The 16449-nt window shown below is 67.9% G+C and carries 17 protein-coding genes; 12 read left to right on the forward strand and 5 right to left on the reverse strand.

Annotated elements, in window-relative coordinates; translation table 11 throughout:
• Positions 1-822 (reverse strand): ABC transporter transmembrane domain-containing protein (locus KBY78_RS08120; protein WP_255143167.1); only part of this gene is annotated, 822 nt, incomplete at its 3' end.
• A 38-nt stretch (positions 823-860) separates the two neighbouring features.
• Between KBY78_RS08120 and KBY78_RS08125 the strand changes: the two genes are divergently transcribed.
• The 9 genes from KBY78_RS08125 (at position 861) to KBY78_RS08165 (ending at position 11603) form a co-directional block, all read left to right on the forward strand.
• Complete coding sequence (locus tag KBY78_RS08125) at positions 861-1190, forward strand: DUF3288 family protein (protein WP_006170444.1); 330 nt, start codon at positions 861-863, stop codon at positions 1188-1190.
• Positions 1191-1358: 168 nt separating this feature from the next.
• The gene (gene trpD / locus KBY78_RS08130) at positions 1359-2405 is read left to right on the forward strand and encodes an anthranilate phosphoribosyltransferase (protein ID WP_255143168.1); all 1047 of its coding nucleotides are present in this window, start codon (positions 1359-1361) and stop codon (positions 2403-2405) included.
• 14 nt (positions 2406-2419) lie between these two features.
• Positions 2420-3634: a glutamine-hydrolyzing carbamoyl-phosphate synthase small subunit gene (gene carA, locus KBY78_RS08135; RefSeq protein WP_255143169.1), complete on the forward strand. Its 1215-nt coding sequence runs from the start codon at positions 2420-2422 to the stop codon at positions 3632-3634.
• Positions 3635-3759: 125 nt separating this feature from the next.
• On the forward strand, positions 3760-4110 hold the full coding sequence (locus tag KBY78_RS08140) for an STAS domain-containing protein (RefSeq protein ID WP_006170440.1): 351 nt from the start codon (positions 3760-3762) through the stop codon (positions 4108-4110).
• Between the two features lie 19 nt (positions 4111-4129).
• A complete protein-coding gene (locus KBY78_RS08145; RefSeq protein ID WP_255143179.1) occupies positions 4130-4552 on the forward strand; it encodes a ribonuclease III domain-containing protein in 423 nt (140 codons plus the stop codon).
• Positions 4549-6195 carry a 23S rRNA (guanosine(2251)-2'-O)-methyltransferase RlmB gene (gene rlmB / locus KBY78_RS08150; protein ID WP_255143170.1) on the forward strand — a complete coding sequence of 549 codons (1647 nt, stop codon included), beginning with the start codon at positions 4549-4551 and terminating at the stop codon, positions 6193-6195. Before KBY78_RS08145 ends, rlmB begins: the two co-directional genes overlap by 4 nt.
• A 52-nt stretch (positions 6196-6247) precedes the next feature.
• Positions 6248-6496, forward strand: a complete 249-nt coding sequence (locus KBY78_RS08155; RefSeq protein WP_006170437.1) for a DUF1816 domain-containing protein — start codon at positions 6248-6250, stop codon at positions 6494-6496.
• A gap of 29 nt (positions 6497-6525) precedes the next feature.
• Positions 6526-7986 (forward strand): Asp-tRNA(Asn)/Glu-tRNA(Gln) amidotransferase subunit GatA, encoded by a 1461-nt coding sequence (gene gatA, locus KBY78_RS08160; protein WP_255143171.1) that lies wholly within the window; start codon positions 6526-6528, stop codon positions 7984-7986.
• A 77-nt stretch (positions 7987-8063) separates the two neighbouring features.
• A complete protein-coding gene (locus KBY78_RS08165) occupies positions 8064-11603 on the forward strand; it encodes a DNA polymerase III subunit alpha (RefSeq protein ID WP_255143172.1) in 3540 nt (1179 codons plus the stop codon).
• 4 nt (positions 11604-11607) lie between these two features.
• Here KBY78_RS08165 and KBY78_RS08170 read toward each other — a convergent pair whose 3' ends face one another.
• From KBY78_RS08170 to ruvA, 3 genes are all read right to left on the reverse strand, one after another.
• A complete protein-coding gene (locus KBY78_RS08170) occupies positions 11608-12051 on the reverse strand; it encodes a PAM68 family protein (RefSeq protein WP_255143173.1) in 444 nt (147 codons plus the stop codon).
• Between the two features lie 8 nt (positions 12052-12059).
• On the reverse strand, positions 12060-12329 hold the full coding sequence (rpsO, locus tag KBY78_RS08175) for a 30S ribosomal protein S15 (RefSeq protein WP_006170432.1): 270 nt from the start codon (positions 12327-12329) through the stop codon (positions 12060-12062).
• 71 nt (positions 12330-12400) lie between these two features.
• Entirely contained in the window at positions 12401-13066 is a 666-nt protein-coding gene (ruvA, locus tag KBY78_RS08180) for a Holliday junction branch migration protein RuvA (RefSeq protein WP_255143174.1), read from the reverse strand.
• 23 nt (positions 13067-13089) lie between these two features.
• Here ruvA and KBY78_RS08185 point away from each other — a divergent pair, with 23 nt between their 5' ends.
• From KBY78_RS08185 to KBY78_RS08195, 3 genes are all read left to right on the forward strand, one after another.
• Entirely contained in the window at positions 13090-13599 is a 510-nt protein-coding gene (locus tag KBY78_RS08185; RefSeq protein ID WP_399215553.1) for a hypothetical protein, read from the forward strand.
• 87 nt (positions 13600-13686) lie between these two features.
• On the forward strand, positions 13687-15087 hold the full coding sequence (locus KBY78_RS08190) for a glutamate decarboxylase (RefSeq protein WP_255143176.1): 1401 nt from the start codon (positions 13687-13689) through the stop codon (positions 15085-15087).
• Positions 15088-15097: 10 nt separating this feature from the next.
• A complete protein-coding gene (locus tag KBY78_RS08195; RefSeq protein ID WP_255143177.1) occupies positions 15098-15973 on the forward strand; it encodes a hypothetical protein in 876 nt (291 codons plus the stop codon).
• 20 nt (positions 15974-15993) lie between these two features.
• Here KBY78_RS08195 and KBY78_RS08200 read toward each other — a convergent pair.
• On the reverse strand, positions 15994-16449 hold a 456-nt coding region (locus KBY78_RS08200), incomplete at its 5' end, for an EamA family transporter (protein ID WP_255143178.1).

Below are 16449 nucleotides of genomic sequence, written 5' to 3' on the forward strand. Positions count from 1 at the left end.
GATGCTGAGCCGGCCGCTCTCGAGCTGGCCGCTGCCCAGCGCCAGCAACAGCAACACGCTGATCGAGGAAATGCCCTCCAGCAGTGGGAAGAGCGTGCTGCGGGTTCGCGCCAGGGAGAGGGCCGCGTCGCGGTAGCGGCCATTGCGCCGGGAGAAGGCGCCCTGCTCGTGATCCTCCTGCCCATAGATCTTGATGGCGCTGATGCCGGAGAGGTCTTCCTGGATCAGGTCGCTGAGGCTGCCTAGCGCCTCCTGCTGGCGCCGCTGCTGACGCATCATCCGCCCGCCGAACAGGCGCACCACCACCAGCATCACCGGGTAGAGCCCCACCGCCGCCAGGCTGAGGCCGGGGTCGATCGCCAGCATCGCCGGCAAGGTGAGGGCATAGGCCAGAGCGGTGTTGGAGAGGCTGAGCACGGCGAAGCCCAGCAGCCGGCGCACGTTCTCCACATCACTGGTGGCGCGGCTGATCACTTCACCGCTGCCGGTGGCCTGCACCCAGCCCGGCTCCTGGCGGAGCATGTGATCGAACAGGCGCTGGCGCAGGTTGGCCTCCACCTGCCGGCCGACGCCGAACACAAGCATGCGCGAGAGCTGGCGGGCGCCCGCCATCACCGTGGCGAGCAGCACGATCACCCCCGCGTGACGCAGCAGCGTCGATGAGGAAAAACCGTCCTGGAGGTCGTCGATGACGCCTCTCACCAGCAGCGGAATACTGACGCTCAGCAGGTTCACCACCACCAGGGCGGTGACACCGAGGTACACCTCGCGCCGGTGGGGGCGGAGGTAGCGCCAGATCAGGCCCAGACGGATGGCGGCCATGATGCGGAGCAGATGGACCCAACCTAAGGATTCGCCCCATGGCCCCGTCCGACGGCTCCGCCGCGCACTCCCAGGCCCATCCCCTCTATGCCACCGACCGGGAGCTGGTGGACGGCCTGCTGGCGGCCCAGCAGCCAAGCGACGGCCAGCTGGCGGAACTGGCCCGGCTGCTCAACCGCTACGACGGCTTCCCCGGCGCTGAGGATCTGCAGGACGACCTGAGCAAGACCCTGCGCCTGTGGGGCCTGAGCCTCGAGGACCTTCAGCGCCGCACCCGCGCCATCTGGGCGCAGGGCTACCGGCCTGGGGCTGTGGTAGGCGCCGAGGCGGTGGGCAGCGGCTTCGACACCTCCTCGACGGAGGGGTAACGACGGAGGGGGTAACGAACGGTGAGCAAGGGCCCGCTCAGCGGCGGCAGCAACCGCAGCGGAGCGCCGTTGGCAGAGATAGTGGAAACTTCCCCATCACCCGGCCCGGCGTGCCTCGCACCCGGGTTTTTTTCTGACCGGGCCTCCTCCCACGTTCGTCTCGCACCGATGGCTGCTCCCTCTCCCTGGCCGACTCTGCTGGAGCAGCTGCTGCAGGGCCAGCCGCTCTCGGAACCCCAGGCCACGGCCTTGATGCAGGGCTGGCTGGCGGGGAGCCTGGAGCCCGAACTCACCGGAGCCCTGCTGGCGGCCCTGCGCAGCAAGGGGGTGAGCGGCGAGGAACTGGCGGCGATGGCGCGGGTGCTGCGCGAGGACTCCTGCCTGCCCGGCGAGCGCCCGCCCCTGAAGCTGGTCGACACCTGCGGCACCGGCGGCGACGGGGCCGACACCTTCAACATCTCCACCGCCGTGGCCTTCGTGGCCGCCGCCTGCGGCGCCACGGTGGCCAAGCACGGCAACCGCAGTGCCAGCGGCAAGGTGGGCTCCGCTGATGTGCTCGAGGCGATCGGCCTCAACCTCAGGGCCGATCCCCAGACCGTGGTGGCCGCCTTACCCAGCAGCGGGGTCACCTTCCTGTTCGCCCCGGGCTGGCATCCGGCCCTGGTGGAGCTCGCCCCGGTGCGCCGGCGCCTGGGGGTGCGCACCGTCTTCAACCTGCTGGGACCACTGGTGAATCCCCTGCATCCGGAAGCGCAGGTGCTGGGGGTGGCCAAAGCGGATCTGCTGGAGCCGATGGCCGATGCCCTCGCCCGCCTGGGACTGGAGCGGGCGGTGGTGGTGCACGGCCATGGCGGCCTGGATGAGGCCTCCCTGGCGGGAGTCAATCAGCTGCGCCTGGTGGAGGGGGGAACGGTGCGGGCCATGGAGGTCGACCCTCAGGAGCTGGGCCTGGGGCTGGCCCCCCTCTCCGCGCTGGCGGGCGGGGATCTTGAGACCAACCGCCGCATCCTCGAAGCCGTGCTGCGCGGGCAGGCCACCACCCCCCAGCGCGAGGTGGTGGCCCTGAATACGGCCCTGGTGCTCTGGGCCGCCGGACTGGCCGATTCGGTGGCGGCCGGGCTGGAGCAGGCCCTCGTGGCCCTCAGCGGTGAGGCCCCCTGGCAGCGACTGGAGCAGCTCAGTGCCGCCCTGCAGGCGCCGCCGTCAGCCAGCTGAGCGCCGCCTGGGGGATGATCGATTCACTCGACATCCCCCCCTTGAGCGCTGCAGCCCCGGCTTCGGCCAGCACCACCGAGCCCGTCAGCGGCAGCCCGGCCGCCAACGAGGCCGTGCTGGTGCTGGCGGATGGCACCCTGCTGCGGGGCACGGCCTTCGGGGCGCGGGGCACCGCCATCGGTGAAGTGGTGTTCAACACCGGCATGACCGGATATCAGGAGGTGATGACCGATCCCAGCTACTCCGGTCAGCTGGTGACCTTCACCTATCCGGAACTGGGCAACACCGGTGTCACCCCGGAGGATCAGGAGGCCGAGGCCCCTCATGTGCGCGGCGTGATCGCCCGCCAGCTGGCGCCAACCCCCAGCAGCTGGCGCAGCCGGGGCGACCTGCCGAGCTGGCTGGCCTCCCATGGGGTGGTGGGCATTGCCGGGGTGGACACCCGCGCCCTGGTGCGCCACCTGCGCGAGCGGGGGGCCATGAACGGCGTGATCAGCAGTGATGGCACCGCCCCCCGCGAGCTGCTGGAGCTGGTGCGCCGCAGCCCCTCGATGGAGGGGCTGAACCTGGCGGCGAGGGTGACCGCCCCCAGCGCTTATCTCTGGCAGCAACTGTGCGCCACCGGCTTCGATCAGCGCCTGCAACCGTCGCCGGAGCGGCCCTATCGGGTGGTGGCGATCGATTTCGGCATCAAGCGGGCCATCCTCGAGCGGCTCACGGCCCATGGCTGCACGGTCACGGTGCTTCCCGCCAGCAGCACCATCGCCGAGGTGCTGGCGCTGGAGCCGGAGGGGGTGTTCCTCTCCAACGGCCCGGGCGATCCGGCGGCGGTGGCGGAAGGCATCGCCCTGGCCAGGGATCTGCTCGGTCAGGCCGATCTGCCGGTGTTCGGCATCTGCCTGGGCCACCAGATCCTGGGCCTGGCCCTGGGCGGCAGCACCTTCAAACTCGGCTACGGCCACCGCGGGCTGAACCATCCCTGCGGCGGCGAGGGCCTGGTGGAGATCACCAGCCAGAACCATGGCTTCGCGATCGAGGCCAGCTCACTGCCCGAGGACCTGGTGGAGGTCACCCACTACAACCTCAACGACCGCACCGTGGCGGCCCTGCGCCATCGCCTTCAGCCGGTGTTCGGCGTGCAGTACCACCCAGAGGCCAGCCCCGGGCCCCACGACGCGGATCACCACTTCGGCCGTTTCGTGCGACTGATGGCCGAGCGACGCCCCTGAGGCAGCACCGGCGGCCACGCTTTCATGCCAGACCTTCAACCGGCGCTGAACCTGCTCCCATCCCTGCTTACACTTCAGCCTCTTGTTTTCTCGCGAGGGCTGGAACGATTCCTGAACTGCACCGGTTGACCGTATCTCTGCGGGGCGGCTTAGAGCGACGGGAGGATTGTCTGCTGTTCAGCTTCACCGGCCAGCTCGACGCCTACTCCGACAAGCAGTTCCGCGATTTCATCACCGAGCAGCGCGGCAGCGACAAGCGAGCCGTGCTGCTGGATCTCACCCACATCGATTTCATCGATTCCTCCGGACTGGGTGTGCTGGTGCAGCTGGCCAAACAGTGCGCCGATGCCAAGGTGGGCTTTGTGATGGTGGGCAATGCCCGCGTGATCCAGACGGTGAAACTCGTGAGGCTGGAGCAGTTCCTGCACCTCCAGCCTGATCTGAACACGGCCCTGGCCGCCCTTGCCAAACCCTGAACACGACGGCCGGGCCTGGTTGCGCCAGATCCAGCCCGATCCCCGGCACCGTCACCAGCCCGAGACCCTCGGTGCGCTCCAGCTCGCCTGGCTGGGGGACGCGGTCTGGGAGCTGCACCAGCGCCTGCGCCACTGCCACCAGGCGGGCCGCCCCGATGAACTGCACCAGGCCGTGGTGGCTCGGGTGCGGGCCCAGGCCCAGGCCCAGGCGCTGCAGTGCCTGGAGCCGCTGCTGGACGAACGGGAGCGCGAGCTGGGGCGCCGCGGCCGCAACCGGGCCGGCCGGGGTCCTCGCGGCGGTGATCCGGCCAGCTACGGCCGGGCCACGGGATTTGAGACAATGGTGGGCTGGCTCTTTTTGCGGAATCCCGAGCGGCTTGCCCAGCTTCTGGATCATCTGGACGAGACCGACCTTTCTGACCCTTTGCCGAGCGACCCATGAGCCAACGTTTTGAGCGCCGCAAGCCGAAGGGTGCTGGTTCCGGTGATCGGCCTTCCGGTGGGGCCAGAGGAGGCAAACCTTCCCGCTTCGGCGGGCCCCGTCCCGAATGGCGCGGCAGCAGCGAGGGGCGCGACGGGCGGGAGGACCGCCCCCGGCGTGAGAGTGTCCAGCGTCCCCAGGGGGAGGGCCGCCCTGCCGGTCGCCCCACCCGCGTGATCGGCGCCCGCCCCGCAGCGCGACGCTTCGACGACCAGCGCCCGGGAGCGGGTCGCCGGCCTGAAGGTCGTTTCGAGGGCAGGCCCGAGCGCCGCCCAGAAGGCCGCCCGGAGGGCCGATCCGAGGGGCGCCCTGAGGGCCGTGATCAGGGCCGCCGCCCCAGCTTCGGGGCGCCCCGCTTCAGCCGACCCGATGGCGACAGGCCCCGCTTCCAGCCGGGGCGCCCCCCTGCACGCACGTCCCGTTTCAGCGAACCCGAGGCCCCAGGGCCCGAGGCCAGCGGCAGTTCCGAGCGTTTCGGCGCCGAACCTGCCGACGATCTGGTCTGGGGCCGCCACCCGGCCCAGGCCGCCCTGGAGGGCGATCGTCCAATCCACCGCATCTGGTGCACCCCGGAGCTGCGCTTCGCCCCACGCTTCCTGCAACTGCTGCGCGATGCCAAGGCCAATGGCGTGCTGGTGGAGGAAGTCACCTGGGCGCGCCTGGGTCAGATCAGCGGCGGCGCCGTGCACCAGGGGATCGTGCTGCAGGCTGCGGCAGCAGAAACCCTGGATCTGGCCAGCCTGATCGATGGCTGCAGCACCATCGGTGAAGCGCCGCTGCTGATGGCGGTCGACGGGCTCACCGATCCCCACAATCTGGGGGCGATCGTGCGCAGCGCCGAGGCTCTCGGTGCCCATGGCCTGGTGCTGCCCCAGCGGCGCAACGCGGGCCTCACCGGCTCGGTGGCCAAGGTGGCGGCCGGCGCCCTCGAGCACCTGCCCGTGGCCCGGGTGGTGAATCTCAACCGCTCGATCGAGCAGCTCAAGGACGCTGGCTACCGCGTCGTGGGCCTGGCCGAGGAAGGCAACGTGAGCCTGATGGAGGCGGATCTCGATGGCCCCCTGGTGGTGGTCACCGGCTCGGAGGCCCAGGGCCTCTCGATGCTCACCCGCAAGCATTGCGACCAGTTGATCCGCATCCCCCTGCGCGGGGCCACCCCCAGCCTGAACGCTTCGGTGGCCACCGCCCTGCTGCTCTACGAAATCGCCCGGCGGGGCTGGATGAAGAACATCAGCGGCAACGCCCCGGCACCGCGGCTGGTGCGGCCCCAGGTGCCGACCACCGCGGCCGCCAGCAGCAGCCCGGCCGTGGCCCCCGCCGAACCAGCGCCCGAGACCACATCGCCAGAGACCGACAGCTCTGGCGATCCCGCTCCTGAGGCGACCAGCGAGATCCAGGAGGTGATCGAGGAGCCGATCGAGGAGATCGTCGCCGAGGAGGGCATTCAGAACAACGTTCAGAACGACGTTCAGGACACGAGTCCGGAGGTGGCTCCAGAGAACCCCGCTCCTGAGCTGGAACTGCAGGTGGCCCTCCCCGAAGAGATCGAGCTGAGCTTCACGCCCCCCACCGGCTCGCCCTTCCAGGGAGACATCCGCCTCTGATGCGAGGGAGCGGCCCTTCAATCGGCACAATGGTGCGGTTCGCCAAGGTTCGATGAACCCCTTGATTCGGCTGCTCAGAGGCATGGCCAATGGTCTGGGGGTGGCCTGGTGGGCCCGGGTGGAAACCCAAGCGCCGCATGTCATCTACTGGTTCGGGCCCTTCGTGCGCCGGGAGGATCTGGAGGCGAAGCTTCCCGTATTTCTCGGCGATGTGAACAACGAGCAACCGGGCTCGATCGAGCACGAACTGCTGCAGGCCCGCCGCGGTGAACCCCTCACCGAAGACCTGGACCCTGGCTGATAGCGTCGCCCGATGCAAGGCAAGGGCTGATGGGGATCGCCGAGTGGCGTGGGCAACTGGAGCGCGGCGAGGTGTCGGCCCGGGAGCTCACCGACCAGCACCTGGCCCGGATCGAGGCCGTCGATGGCACCCTCCATTCCTTCCTGGAGGTCACATCGGAGCGAGCACGGGCCGATGCCGACCGCATCGATGCCGCTCGCGCTGCCGGTGAAACCCTGCCGCCTCTGGCCGGGATACCCCTGGCGATCAAGGACAACCTCTGCACCAAAGGCATCCGCACCACCTGCTCCAGCCGGATGCTGGAGCAATTCGTGCCGCCCTACGAATCCACCGTGACCGAGCGGTTGTGGCAGGCCGGAGGAATCCTGATCGGCAAGACCAACCTCGATGAGTTCGCCATGGGCAGCTCCACCGAGACCTCCGCCTTCGGACCCAGCCGCAACCCCTGGAACCCCGAGCGGGTCCCGGGCGGCAGCTCCGGCGGCAGTGCCGCTGCCGTGGCCGCCGGCGAATGCGTCGCCTCCCTGGGCTCCGACACCGGCGGCTCGATCCGCCAGCCGGCCGCCTTCTGCGGGGTGGTGGGCCTCAAACCCACCTATGGCCGCGTCAGCCGCTGGGGCCTGGTGGCCTTCGCCAGTTCCCTCGATCAGGTGGGACCGTTCAGCACCAGCGTGGCCGATGCCGCCGAGCTGCTCCAGGTGATCGCCGGTGAGGACCGCCGCGATGGCACCTGCCTCAAGGCTGCCGTTCCCGATTACAGCGCCGCTCTGCAGGCACCCGTGAAGGGCCTGCGGGTGGGTCTGGTGAAGGAATGCTTCGAGGCCGAGGGCCTCGATCCCCAGGTGAAGGCCTCGGTACTGGCGGCCGCTGCCCAGCTGGAGGCCCTGGGTTGCGAGCTGGTGGACGTGAGCTGCCCCCGCTTCAACGACGGCATCGCCACCTACTACGTGATCGCCCCCTCGGAGGCCTCGGCCAACCTGGCCCGCTACGACGGCGTGAAGTACGGCTACCGCTCCGAGCAGGCCGGCAGCCTGGCGGAGATGACGGCCCGCAGCCGCGCCGAGGGCTTCGGAGATGAAGTGCAGCGCCGGATCCTGATCGGCACCTATGCCCTCTCGGCCGGCTACGTGGATGCCTACTACAAGAAGGCCCAGCAGGTGCGCACCCTGATCCGCCGCGATTTCGATGCGGCCTTCGGCGCGGTGGATGTGCTGCTCACACCCACCTCCCCCACCACCGCCTTCCGCTTCGGCGCCCACGCCGAGGATCCCCTGGCGATGTACCTGGCCGATCTGCTCACGATCCCGGCGAACATGGCCGGCCTGCCGGCGATCAGCGTGCCCTGCGGCTTCGACGACGGCGGCCTGCCGATCGGCCTGCAGCTGATCACCGGCGTACTCGAGGAGCCCCGCCTGCTGCAGGTGGCCCACCACTACGAGCAGGCCGCCCGGGTGATGGACACCAGACCCACCGCAGCCCTGGTGCCCTGAGTCAGCCGCCGGCTGACACCACATCTGGTGGCCGTTAACGTGGCAACACCCCGTGGTGGCGTCTGACGCCTGAGCCCTTGGCCTTCGTCCCCCTCCACAACCACAGCGATTACAGCCTGCTGGATGGCGCCAGCCAGCTGCCGCAGATGGTGGAGCGGGCCGTGGCGCTGGGCATGCCGGCCCTGGCCCTCACTGATCACGGGGTGATGTACGGCGCGATTGAGCTGCTGAAGCTCTGCACCGCAGCCGGCATCAAGCCGATCATCGGCAACGAGATGTACGTGATCAACGGCTCGATCGATGATCCCTGGGTGAAGGGCGAACGCCGGTATCACCTGGTGGTGCTCGCCAAGAACGACACCGGCTACCGCAACCTGGTGAAGCTCACCAGCCTCAGCCACCTGCGCGGCATGCGCGGCCGCGGCATCTTCTCGCGGGCCTGCATCGACAAGCAGCTGCTGGAGCAGCACCGCGAAGGACTGATCCTGGCCACTGCCTGCCTGGGCGGTGAGATTCCCCAGGCGATCCTCAAGGGCCGCCCCGATGTGGCCCGCGACGTGGCCCGCTGGTACCAGCAGCGCTTCGGAGCCGACTTCTACCTGGAGATCCAGGACCACGGCTCGCCGGAAGACCGGATCGTGAACGTGGAGCTGGTGCGGATCGCCAGGGAGCTGGGCATCGAGCTGATCGCCACCAACGATGCCCACTACCTCAGCAGCGCCGATGTGGAGGCCCACGACGCCCTGCTCTGCGTGCTCACCGGCAAGCTCGTGACCGACGAGAAGCGCCTGCGCTACACCGGCACCGAATACATCAAGAGCGAGGCGGAAATGGGCCGCCTCTTCGCCGATCACCTCGAGCCGGAGGTGGTGGCCGAAGCGATCGCCAATACCGCGGTGGTGGCCGAGAAGGTTGAGGCCTACGACATCCTCGGCCGCCAGCAGATGCCCCGCTTCCCGATCCCCGACGGGCACACGGCGGTGAGTTATCTGGCGGAGGTGTCGGAAGCGGGACTGCGCCAGCGGCTGCACCTGGGCAGCAGTGATCCGATCGATCCGCTCTATGGCGAGCGGCTGGCCTTCGAGCTCCAGGTGATGGAGCAGATGGGCTTCCCCACCTACTTCCTGGTGGTGTGGGACTACATCCGCTTCGCCCGCGAACAGGGCATTCCAGTGGGGCCGGGCCGGGGTTCGGCCGCCGGCTCCCTGGTGGCCTATGCCCTGGGCATCACCAACATCGATCCCGTCAGCAACGGTCTGCTGTTCGAGCGCTTCCTCAACCCCGAGCGCAAGTCGATGCCTGACATCGACACCGATTTCTGCATCGAGCGCCGCGGCGAGGTGATCGAGTACGTCACCCAGCGCTACGGCGAGGACAAGGTGGCCCAGATCATCACCTTCAACCGGATGACCTCGAAGGCGGTGCTCAAGGATGTGGCCCGCGTGCTGGACATCCCCTACGGCGATGCCGACCGCCTGGCCAAACTGATTCCCGTCGTGCGGGGCAAGCCTGCCAAACTCAAGGAGATGATCGGCCCCGAGTCGCCGGCACCGGAATTCCGCGAGAAGTATGAGAACGATGCCCAGGTGCGCCGCTGGGTCGACATGGCCCGCCGCATCGAGGGCACCAACAAGACCTTCGGCGTGCATGCCGCCGGTGTGGTGATCGCGGCTGAACCGCTGGATTCGCTGGTGCCGCTGCAGCGCAACAACGATGGCCAGGTGATCACCCAGTACTTCATGGAAGACGTGGAGGCGATGGGGCTGCTGAAGATGGACTTCCTCGGCCTCAAGAACCTCACGATGATCGACAAGACCCTCGATCTCGTGGAGCAGTGCAGCGGTGAGCGCATTGATCCCGACGACCTACCCCCCTGCGATGACGACACCTTCGCCCTGCTGGCGCGCGGCGACCTGGAGGGCATCTTCCAGCTCGAATCCAGCGGCATGCGTCAGATCGTGCGCGACCTCAAGCCCTCCTCGCTGGAGGACATCTCCTCGATCCTGGCCCTCTACCGGCCAGGTCCGCTCGATGCCGGCCTGATTCCGAAATTCATCAACCGCAAGCATGGCCGCGAAGCGATCGATTTCGCCTGCCCGGCCCTGGAGCCGATCCTGAAGGAGACCTACGGGATCATGGTCTACCAGGAGCAGATCATGCGCATTGCTCAGGATCTGGCTGGGTATTCCCTCGGAGAAGCCGATCTGCTGCGGCGGGCGATGGGAAAGAAGAAGGTGTCGGAGATGCAGAAACACCGCAGCCAGTTCGTGGAGGGAGCCACGGCGCGGGGGGTGAGCGCCGCGGTGGCCGAAGCGCTGTTCGAGCAGATGGTGCTGTTCGCCGAATACTGCTTCAACAAGAGCCACTCCACCGCCTACGGCGCCGTCACGTATCAGACGGCCTACCTCAAGGCCCATTACCCCGTGGCCTACATGGCCGCCCTGCTGACGGTGAATGCCAGCAGCACGGACAAGGTGCAGCGCTACATCGCCAATTGCCAGGCCATGGGCATCGAGGTGATGCCCCCCGATCTCAATGCCTCCGGCATCGATTTCACCCCGAAAGGGGAGAAGATCCTCTTCGGACTCTCGGCGGTACGTAACCTCGGCGATGGCGCCATTCGCCAGCTGCTGGAGGCCCGTGTCCAGGACGGGCCCTTCGCCTCCCTGGCCGACCTCTGCGACCGGATCCCCACCACGCTGATGAACCGGCGGGCGCTGGAGTCGCTGATCCACTGCGGTGCCCTCGATGGGCTGGAGCCCAGTGCCAACCGCGCCCAGCTGATGGCCGACCTCGATCTGGTGCTCGACTGGGCCAGCTCCCGCGCCAGGGACCGCGCCAGCGGCCAGGGCAACCTGTTCGATCTCTTCGCCACCCCCGGTGAAGCCGCCGGATCGGCAGCAGCCGAACCAGGCCCCGCCAATCAGAGCACCGCCCCGAAGGCGGCGCCGGTGGCCGACTACCCCCCCAAGGAGAAACTGCGCCTGGAGAAGGAGCTGGTGGGCTTCTACCTCTCGGATCACCCCCTGCGCCAGCTGGCACGGCCGATCAGGATGCTCTCGCCGATCAGCCTCGGGCGGCTGGAGGAACAGGCCGACAAGGCTCGCGTCAGTGTGGTGGCGATGCTGCCGGAGGTGCGCCAGGTGACCACCCGCAAGGGCGATCGCATGGCCGTGCTGCAGCTCGAGGACCTCAGCGGCAGCGCCGAGTGCGTGGTGTTCCCCAAGGCCTACGCCCGCCTCAGTGACCACCTGATGGTGGATGCGCGGCTGATGATCTGGGGATCAGTGGACCGCCGCGACGACCGGGTGCAGCTGATCCTGGATGATTGCCGCGCCATCGACGACCTCGATGTGCTGCTGGTGGAGCTGATGGCTGATCAGGCCAGCGACATCACCGTGCAGCACCGCCTGAGGGAGTGTCTGGTGCGGCACCGACCGGAGCAGGAGGAGGCCGGCGTGCGAGTGCCGGTGGTGGCGAAGGTGCAGCTCCACGACGAAGCCCGTTACGTGCGCCTCGGTCACCAGTTCTGCGTGCGCGATGGCGCCGCTGCACTGAGCACCCTCACTGAAGCCGCCTTCACCGCCAGGCTTCACTCGGCGCTGCAGAACGCCTGAAGCCTCAGGCGCCGCTGCCGCTGCCCTGGCGGATGGCCTTGATCGAGGCCTTCATGCGGGCGATGTTGGTGCCGATCTGCTCGGTGCCCAGCAGGGTGCCCGGCTCCTGCTCCCAACTGGCGGAGAGCACGCCATAACTCAGACCGAGCACTCCCAGCAGAAACAGGCCCCCTGAGCTGGCCAGGGTGACCACAGGCGGCACGTCGAGGATGCCGCGGCTCACCAGCAGGTAGCTGCCGATGAACACGCCCATGCCCAGCACGGAAGGAATACCGGTGGCCACACCGATGCGGCGGGCCATGCGGTTGGCCACGGCCGGCGGAATCACCTGGGAGCCCCTGGGCTGAGCCTTGCTGCCAGATCTGGCTGTCGTGCCGGCCTTGGCTGTGGCGCCGGCCCTGGGCTGACGCTCCGGCTCAAACGGCAGGGGCTTGCGCTTGGCCGCCATGGCTGAACTCAGCCCCGAATGCCGAGTTTGGCGATCAGCTGGCTGTAACGCTCCTCGCTCTCGGCGCGCAGATAACCGAGCAGCCGCTTGCGGCGGCCGATCATCTTCAGCAGCCCCTGGCGGGAGGAGAAGTCGTGCTTGTTCTTCTGCAGGTGGCCGGTGAGCTGGGTCACCCGCTCGCTCAGCATCGCCACCTGAACCTCGACCGAACCGGTGTCGGTGCCGTGGGTCTGGTGGGAGTTGATCAGTTCCTGCTTCTTGGTGGTATCGAGCGGCATGCCGGCGTCGGGCCCTGACGGTGCAAACAATCAACCTAACGCCTCAGGGTGCTGGCCACCAAGCGGCCCGCTCAGGCGGCCTCGCGGGCGAGCCAGCGCAGGCAGGCGCTCAGCCAGGCGTCGGCGTCGTGGGCCGGATCGAGTCCTTCCCGACCGAGGGCACGCAGGGCACGGCTGATCTCCAGAGGCTCGTAGCCCAGGGCCGTGAGGGTGAGCTGCAGCTCTTCGCGGGTGGAAGCAGCCGGCCCGGGGTCGCCATCGGTGCTGCCGGCCACCCCATCGAGCAGGTCGTCATCGCCAGCGGCGGCAGGCGCCCCGAAGCTCTCAGCCAGCTTGCCGCGCAGCTCAACCGCCAGCCGCTCGGCCGTGCGCTTGCCCACCCCCGGCGCCCGGCAGAGACGGCGCAGGTCGGCCTGAACGATCGCCCGCACCAGTTCCTCGCAGGGCATGGTGCCCAGCAGGGCCAGGGCCATCTGGGGTCCGACACCGCTGACGGCCACCAGCAGGCGGAACAGATCGCGCTCGTGGCGTGCCCCGAAACCGAACAGCGTCCAGCCGTCGTCACGGATCGACTGGTGTGTGTAAAGGCAGAGCGGGCTGCCAGCCGGGGGCAGCAGCTCCCAGTGGCGGCGGGTGAGCTGCACTTCGTAGCCCACGCCGGCGCAGGCCAGCAGGAGCCCGCAACGGTTGCCCTGCTGCCACGGCTCTGCCACATGGCCTTGCAGCCAGCCGATCATGGAGACCACTCCTGAACCGATCCATGCTGCCCGGTCCGCCAACCCCCGCCAGCCGGTCTATGGCCATCCCCCTCCCGCGGAGCCAGTGGAGGAGGTCGCTGCTGAGCGCCCTGCTGGTGCTCCTGCTCGGGGTGGGGCCGCTGGGGCTGGGCGGCTGCCAGGCGGTGGGCCAACCGCCCCGGGCCGTGCTGCTGCAGGCCCTGGGGCTGCAGATCGAGCTCACCCAGCGAGCCATCGCCGACGCCCTGGCGCTGGAGCCCAGCGAGGGGCGGCCCCAGGTAAGCCGGGTGCGCGTCAATCACCAGGAGGCCATTCCGATCGGGCTGGGCAAGGGCCTGCACCTCACCGGGCAGTTCGACTGGCGCCTGGCGGACGATCCCTACCGGGTGGACAGCCCCTTCGAGCTGTATCTGCTGCGGGGCGAGCGGGGGGAGAGCTGGCGGCTGGCCCGCCCGGTCGGGGCGGCCGCCGACAGCCTCAGCCAGGAGTGGCTGGTGGATCCACTGCCGCTCGAGCGCGACCGGCCAGCCTGATCAGGGCCAGCCACCTCACAACAAAGGCGCCAGTAATCAATCTGCAAATGCCATAGAGTTAGCTCAATCGAATCGCCAAGTTATTCAATGGCATCCAAGCCAGATCTTCAATCTGAGCGTCACTCCAGCGACGACGACATCTATGCCTCCGGCGATCTCTCGACTGGCATGCCGAAGCGCACGTTTCCAGCCAAGGAGAAAGATCCCAGGGCTGTGTATGCCGCCATCCACGATGAGTTGATGCTCGATGGCAACTCCCGCCAGAACCTGGCCACCTTCTGCCAGACATGGCTGGAGCCGGAAGTTCATCAGCTGATGAATGAGTGCATCAACAAGAACATGGAGGACAAGGACGAATATCCGCAGACTGCCGAAATCGAGTCCCGCTGCGCCCGCATGCTGGCCGATCTCTGGAATGCCCCGTCGATCGATGGGGCGATCGGCTGCACCACACTCGGATCGAGCGAAGCGGCCATGCTTGGCGGCATGGCGATGAAACGCCGCTGGGAGGCCAGCCGGCGCCAGCAGGGGAAGCCCACGGACCGGCCGAATCTCGTCACTGGTCCTGTACAGATCTGCTGGCATAAGTTCACGCGCTACTGGGACATCGAGCACCGGGAGATCCCCATGGAATCCGGTTGCTTGATGATGACGCCGGAGCAGGTGCTCAAGCATTGCGATGAGAACACGATCGGAGTGGTGCCGACGCTGGGCGTCACCTTCACTGGGCAGTATGAGCCGGTGCAGCAGGTGGCCGAAGCGCTCGATGCTTATGAACAGCAGACCGGCCTCGACATCCCCATCCACGTGGATGGTGCCAGCGGGGGATTTCTTGCCCCGTTCTGCAGCCCGGATCTGATCTGGGATTTCCGCCTGCCCAGGGTGAAATCGATCAATGCCTCAGGCCACAAATTCGGCCTGGCACCGCTTGGCGTCGGCTGGGTGCTGTGGCGAGAGGCGAAGGATCTTCCCGAGGAGATGGTGTTCTGGGTGAACTACCTGGGCGGCAACATGCGCGACATCACCCTGAACTTCTCCAAGCCCGGCGGCCAGGTGGTCTGCCAGTACTACAACTTCATCCGCCTGGGCAAAGAGGGCTACCGCAAGGTGCACAACGCCTGCTATGCCACCGCCCAGCACCTGGCGAAGGAGATCGAAACACTGGGTCCGTTCGAGATCATCTACGGCGGTGATCCCGACACAGGAATTCCCGCCCTGTGCTGGAGGATCAAGGATGGCGTGGATCCGGGTTTCAACCTCTTCGACCTGGCCGATCGCCTGCGGGTGCGGGGCTGGCAGGTGCCTGCCTACACCCTGCCGGCCCACTGCAGCGATCAGGCCATCCAGAGGATTCTGGTGCGGCACGGCGTCAGCCTTGACCTCGCCGACCTGCTGCTGGAGGACATCAGGAGCGCGATCGACCATCTCCAGCGGCATCCCGTCAGCACCTCACTGAGCCGCGAAGAAGCCTCGGGATTCCATCACTGAGACAGCTGCGATGACGATCAGCGCCGACCGGCCTGGACGCTCCGTCTTGGTGAAGGAGGGTCCATGGCCGTTCATCACCAAGCGCGTGGCCTGGAGAGAGGGGCAGATCGTGAGCCTGTGGCGCTCACGCCACAATCGCAAGGGTCTGCCTGTGCAAGCGGGTGACAACGCCCTGGCCCTGGAGATAGCTCTGCGTCGATGCCTGTGGATGCCACGGGAGCTGAACTGGTGGATCGGCGTGTTGTTTGCCCTTGGATCAGTGCTGTTCGGGCTCGGAAGCTGGCTGAGCCTCCACCCACCGCTGGCCCAGCAGTGGCGTCTGAGCCCGGAGGCGGTGAGCACGGTGTTCCTTCTGGGTTCCTTCCCGTTCACCACCGCCGCCTACCTGCAGTTGTTTCAGGCCGCCAACGCCCCTCCAGTCTCCGGCCAGCAAAAGCGCAGTCGAAGACACTGGCATTGGTTCGGGTGGAAGCCAGGGGATCTGGGTTGGCTCAGCTGTGCCCTGCAGTTCCCCGGCACGCTGTTGTTCAATCTCAACACTTACAACGCGCTCAACACCGGGCTGGACTGGTTCGACCAGGACCTGTTGATCTGGGCGCCCAACATTCTCGGTTCGTTGCTGTTCATGGCCTCCGGCTCTTTCGCCTTCATGGAAACCTGCCATTCCCCGTGGGCATGGCAGCCCCGCAGCCTGTCCTGGTGGGTCACCACCACCAACCTGCTTGGTTGTGTGGGGTTCCTGCTGTCAGCCGTGGCCAGCATTGTGCTGCCCTCCAGCATGGGGCCGGCTTTCCCAACGGTGTCGCTGATCTTCACCCTCGTGGGGGCGATGGGTTTTCTGATCGGTTCCCTGCTGATGCTTCCCGAATCCGTCGTTCCCTCCTGACTCTCTCCACAACTGGCCAATCACGTCGAGGCGGAGCGGCTGGCCGGGGCAGGACTGGCCCGCAGGCTGAGCAGGGTGGCCAGCAGCACCAGCAGAGCCGATAACCCGACCCTGGCCGGCACGGTCTCGCCGAACCACCACACCCCCCAGAGGGCTGCCAGCGGCACCTGCACGTAGCTGATGGCCGTGGCCCGGGCGGCCGCCATGCCCATCAATCCGTAGGTGAGGGCGATCTGCCCCAGCTGGGTGAAGACCCCCACCCCCAGCAACCAGCCGAGCTCAGCGGCCGTGGGGGCCACCGGCTGCAACAAGACCAGCGGCAGGCTGAGCGGCAGGGCCATCAGCGGGAAATAGAACACCACCACCAGGGGATGCTCGCTGCTGCGCAGGGCGCGCACGCTCACGTAGGCCAGGGCCGAGAGCAGGGCACCGGCCAGGGCGAACAGCAGCGGCAGGGCCGGCAGACCAGCGTCCGC

This window comes from Synechococcus sp. EJ6-Ellesmere, from assembly GCF_024345875.1.
In the GTDB taxonomy this organism is placed as follows: domain Bacteria; phylum Cyanobacteriota; class Cyanobacteriia; order PCC-6307; family Cyanobiaceae; genus Regnicoccus_A; species Regnicoccus_A antarcticus.

What these genes read in the sequence shown, in the direction of transcription:
- KBY78_RS08125 (WP_006170444.1), top strand. Translation starts at nt 861, where the DNA reads ATGGCCCCGTCCGACGGCTCCGCCGCGCACTCCCAGGCCCATCCCCTC.
- trpD (WP_255143168.1), top strand. Translation starts at nt 1,359, where the DNA reads ATGGCTGCTCCCTCTCCCTGGCCGACTCTGCTGGAGCAGCTGCTGCAG.
- carA (WP_255143169.1), top strand. Translation starts at nt 2,420, where the DNA reads ATGATCGATTCACTCGACATCCCCCCCTTGAGCGCTGCAGCCCCGGCT.
- rlmB (WP_255143170.1), top strand. Translation starts at nt 4,549, where the DNA reads ATGAGCCAACGTTTTGAGCGCCGCAAGCCGAAGGGTGCTGGTTCCGGT.
- KBY78_RS08155 (WP_006170437.1), top strand. Translation starts at nt 6,248, where the DNA reads ATGAACCCCTTGATTCGGCTGCTCAGAGGCATGGCCAATGGTCTGGGG.
- gatA (WP_255143171.1), top strand. Translation starts at nt 6,526, where the DNA reads ATGGGGATCGCCGAGTGGCGTGGGCAACTGGAGCGCGGCGAGGTGTCG.
- KBY78_RS08170 (WP_255143173.1), bottom strand. Translation starts at nt 12,051, where the DNA reads ATGGCGGCCAAGCGCAAGCCCCTGCCGTTTGAGCCGGAGCGTCAGCCC.
- rpsO (WP_006170432.1), bottom strand. Translation starts at nt 12,329, where the DNA reads ATGCCGCTCGATACCACCAAGAAGCAGGAACTGATCAACTCCCACCAG.
- ruvA (WP_255143174.1), bottom strand. Translation starts at nt 13,066, where the DNA reads ATGATCGGCTGGCTGCAAGGCCATGTGGCAGAGCCGTGGCAGCAGGGC.
- KBY78_RS08185 (WP_399215553.1), top strand. Translation starts at nt 13,090, where the DNA reads ATGCTGCCCGGTCCGCCAACCCCCGCCAGCCGGTCTATGGCCATCCCC.
- KBY78_RS08190 (WP_255143176.1), top strand. Translation starts at nt 13,687, where the DNA reads ATGGCATCCAAGCCAGATCTTCAATCTGAGCGTCACTCCAGCGACGAC.
- KBY78_RS08195 (WP_255143177.1), top strand. Translation starts at nt 15,098, where the DNA reads ATGACGATCAGCGCCGACCGGCCTGGACGCTCCGTCTTGGTGAAGGAG.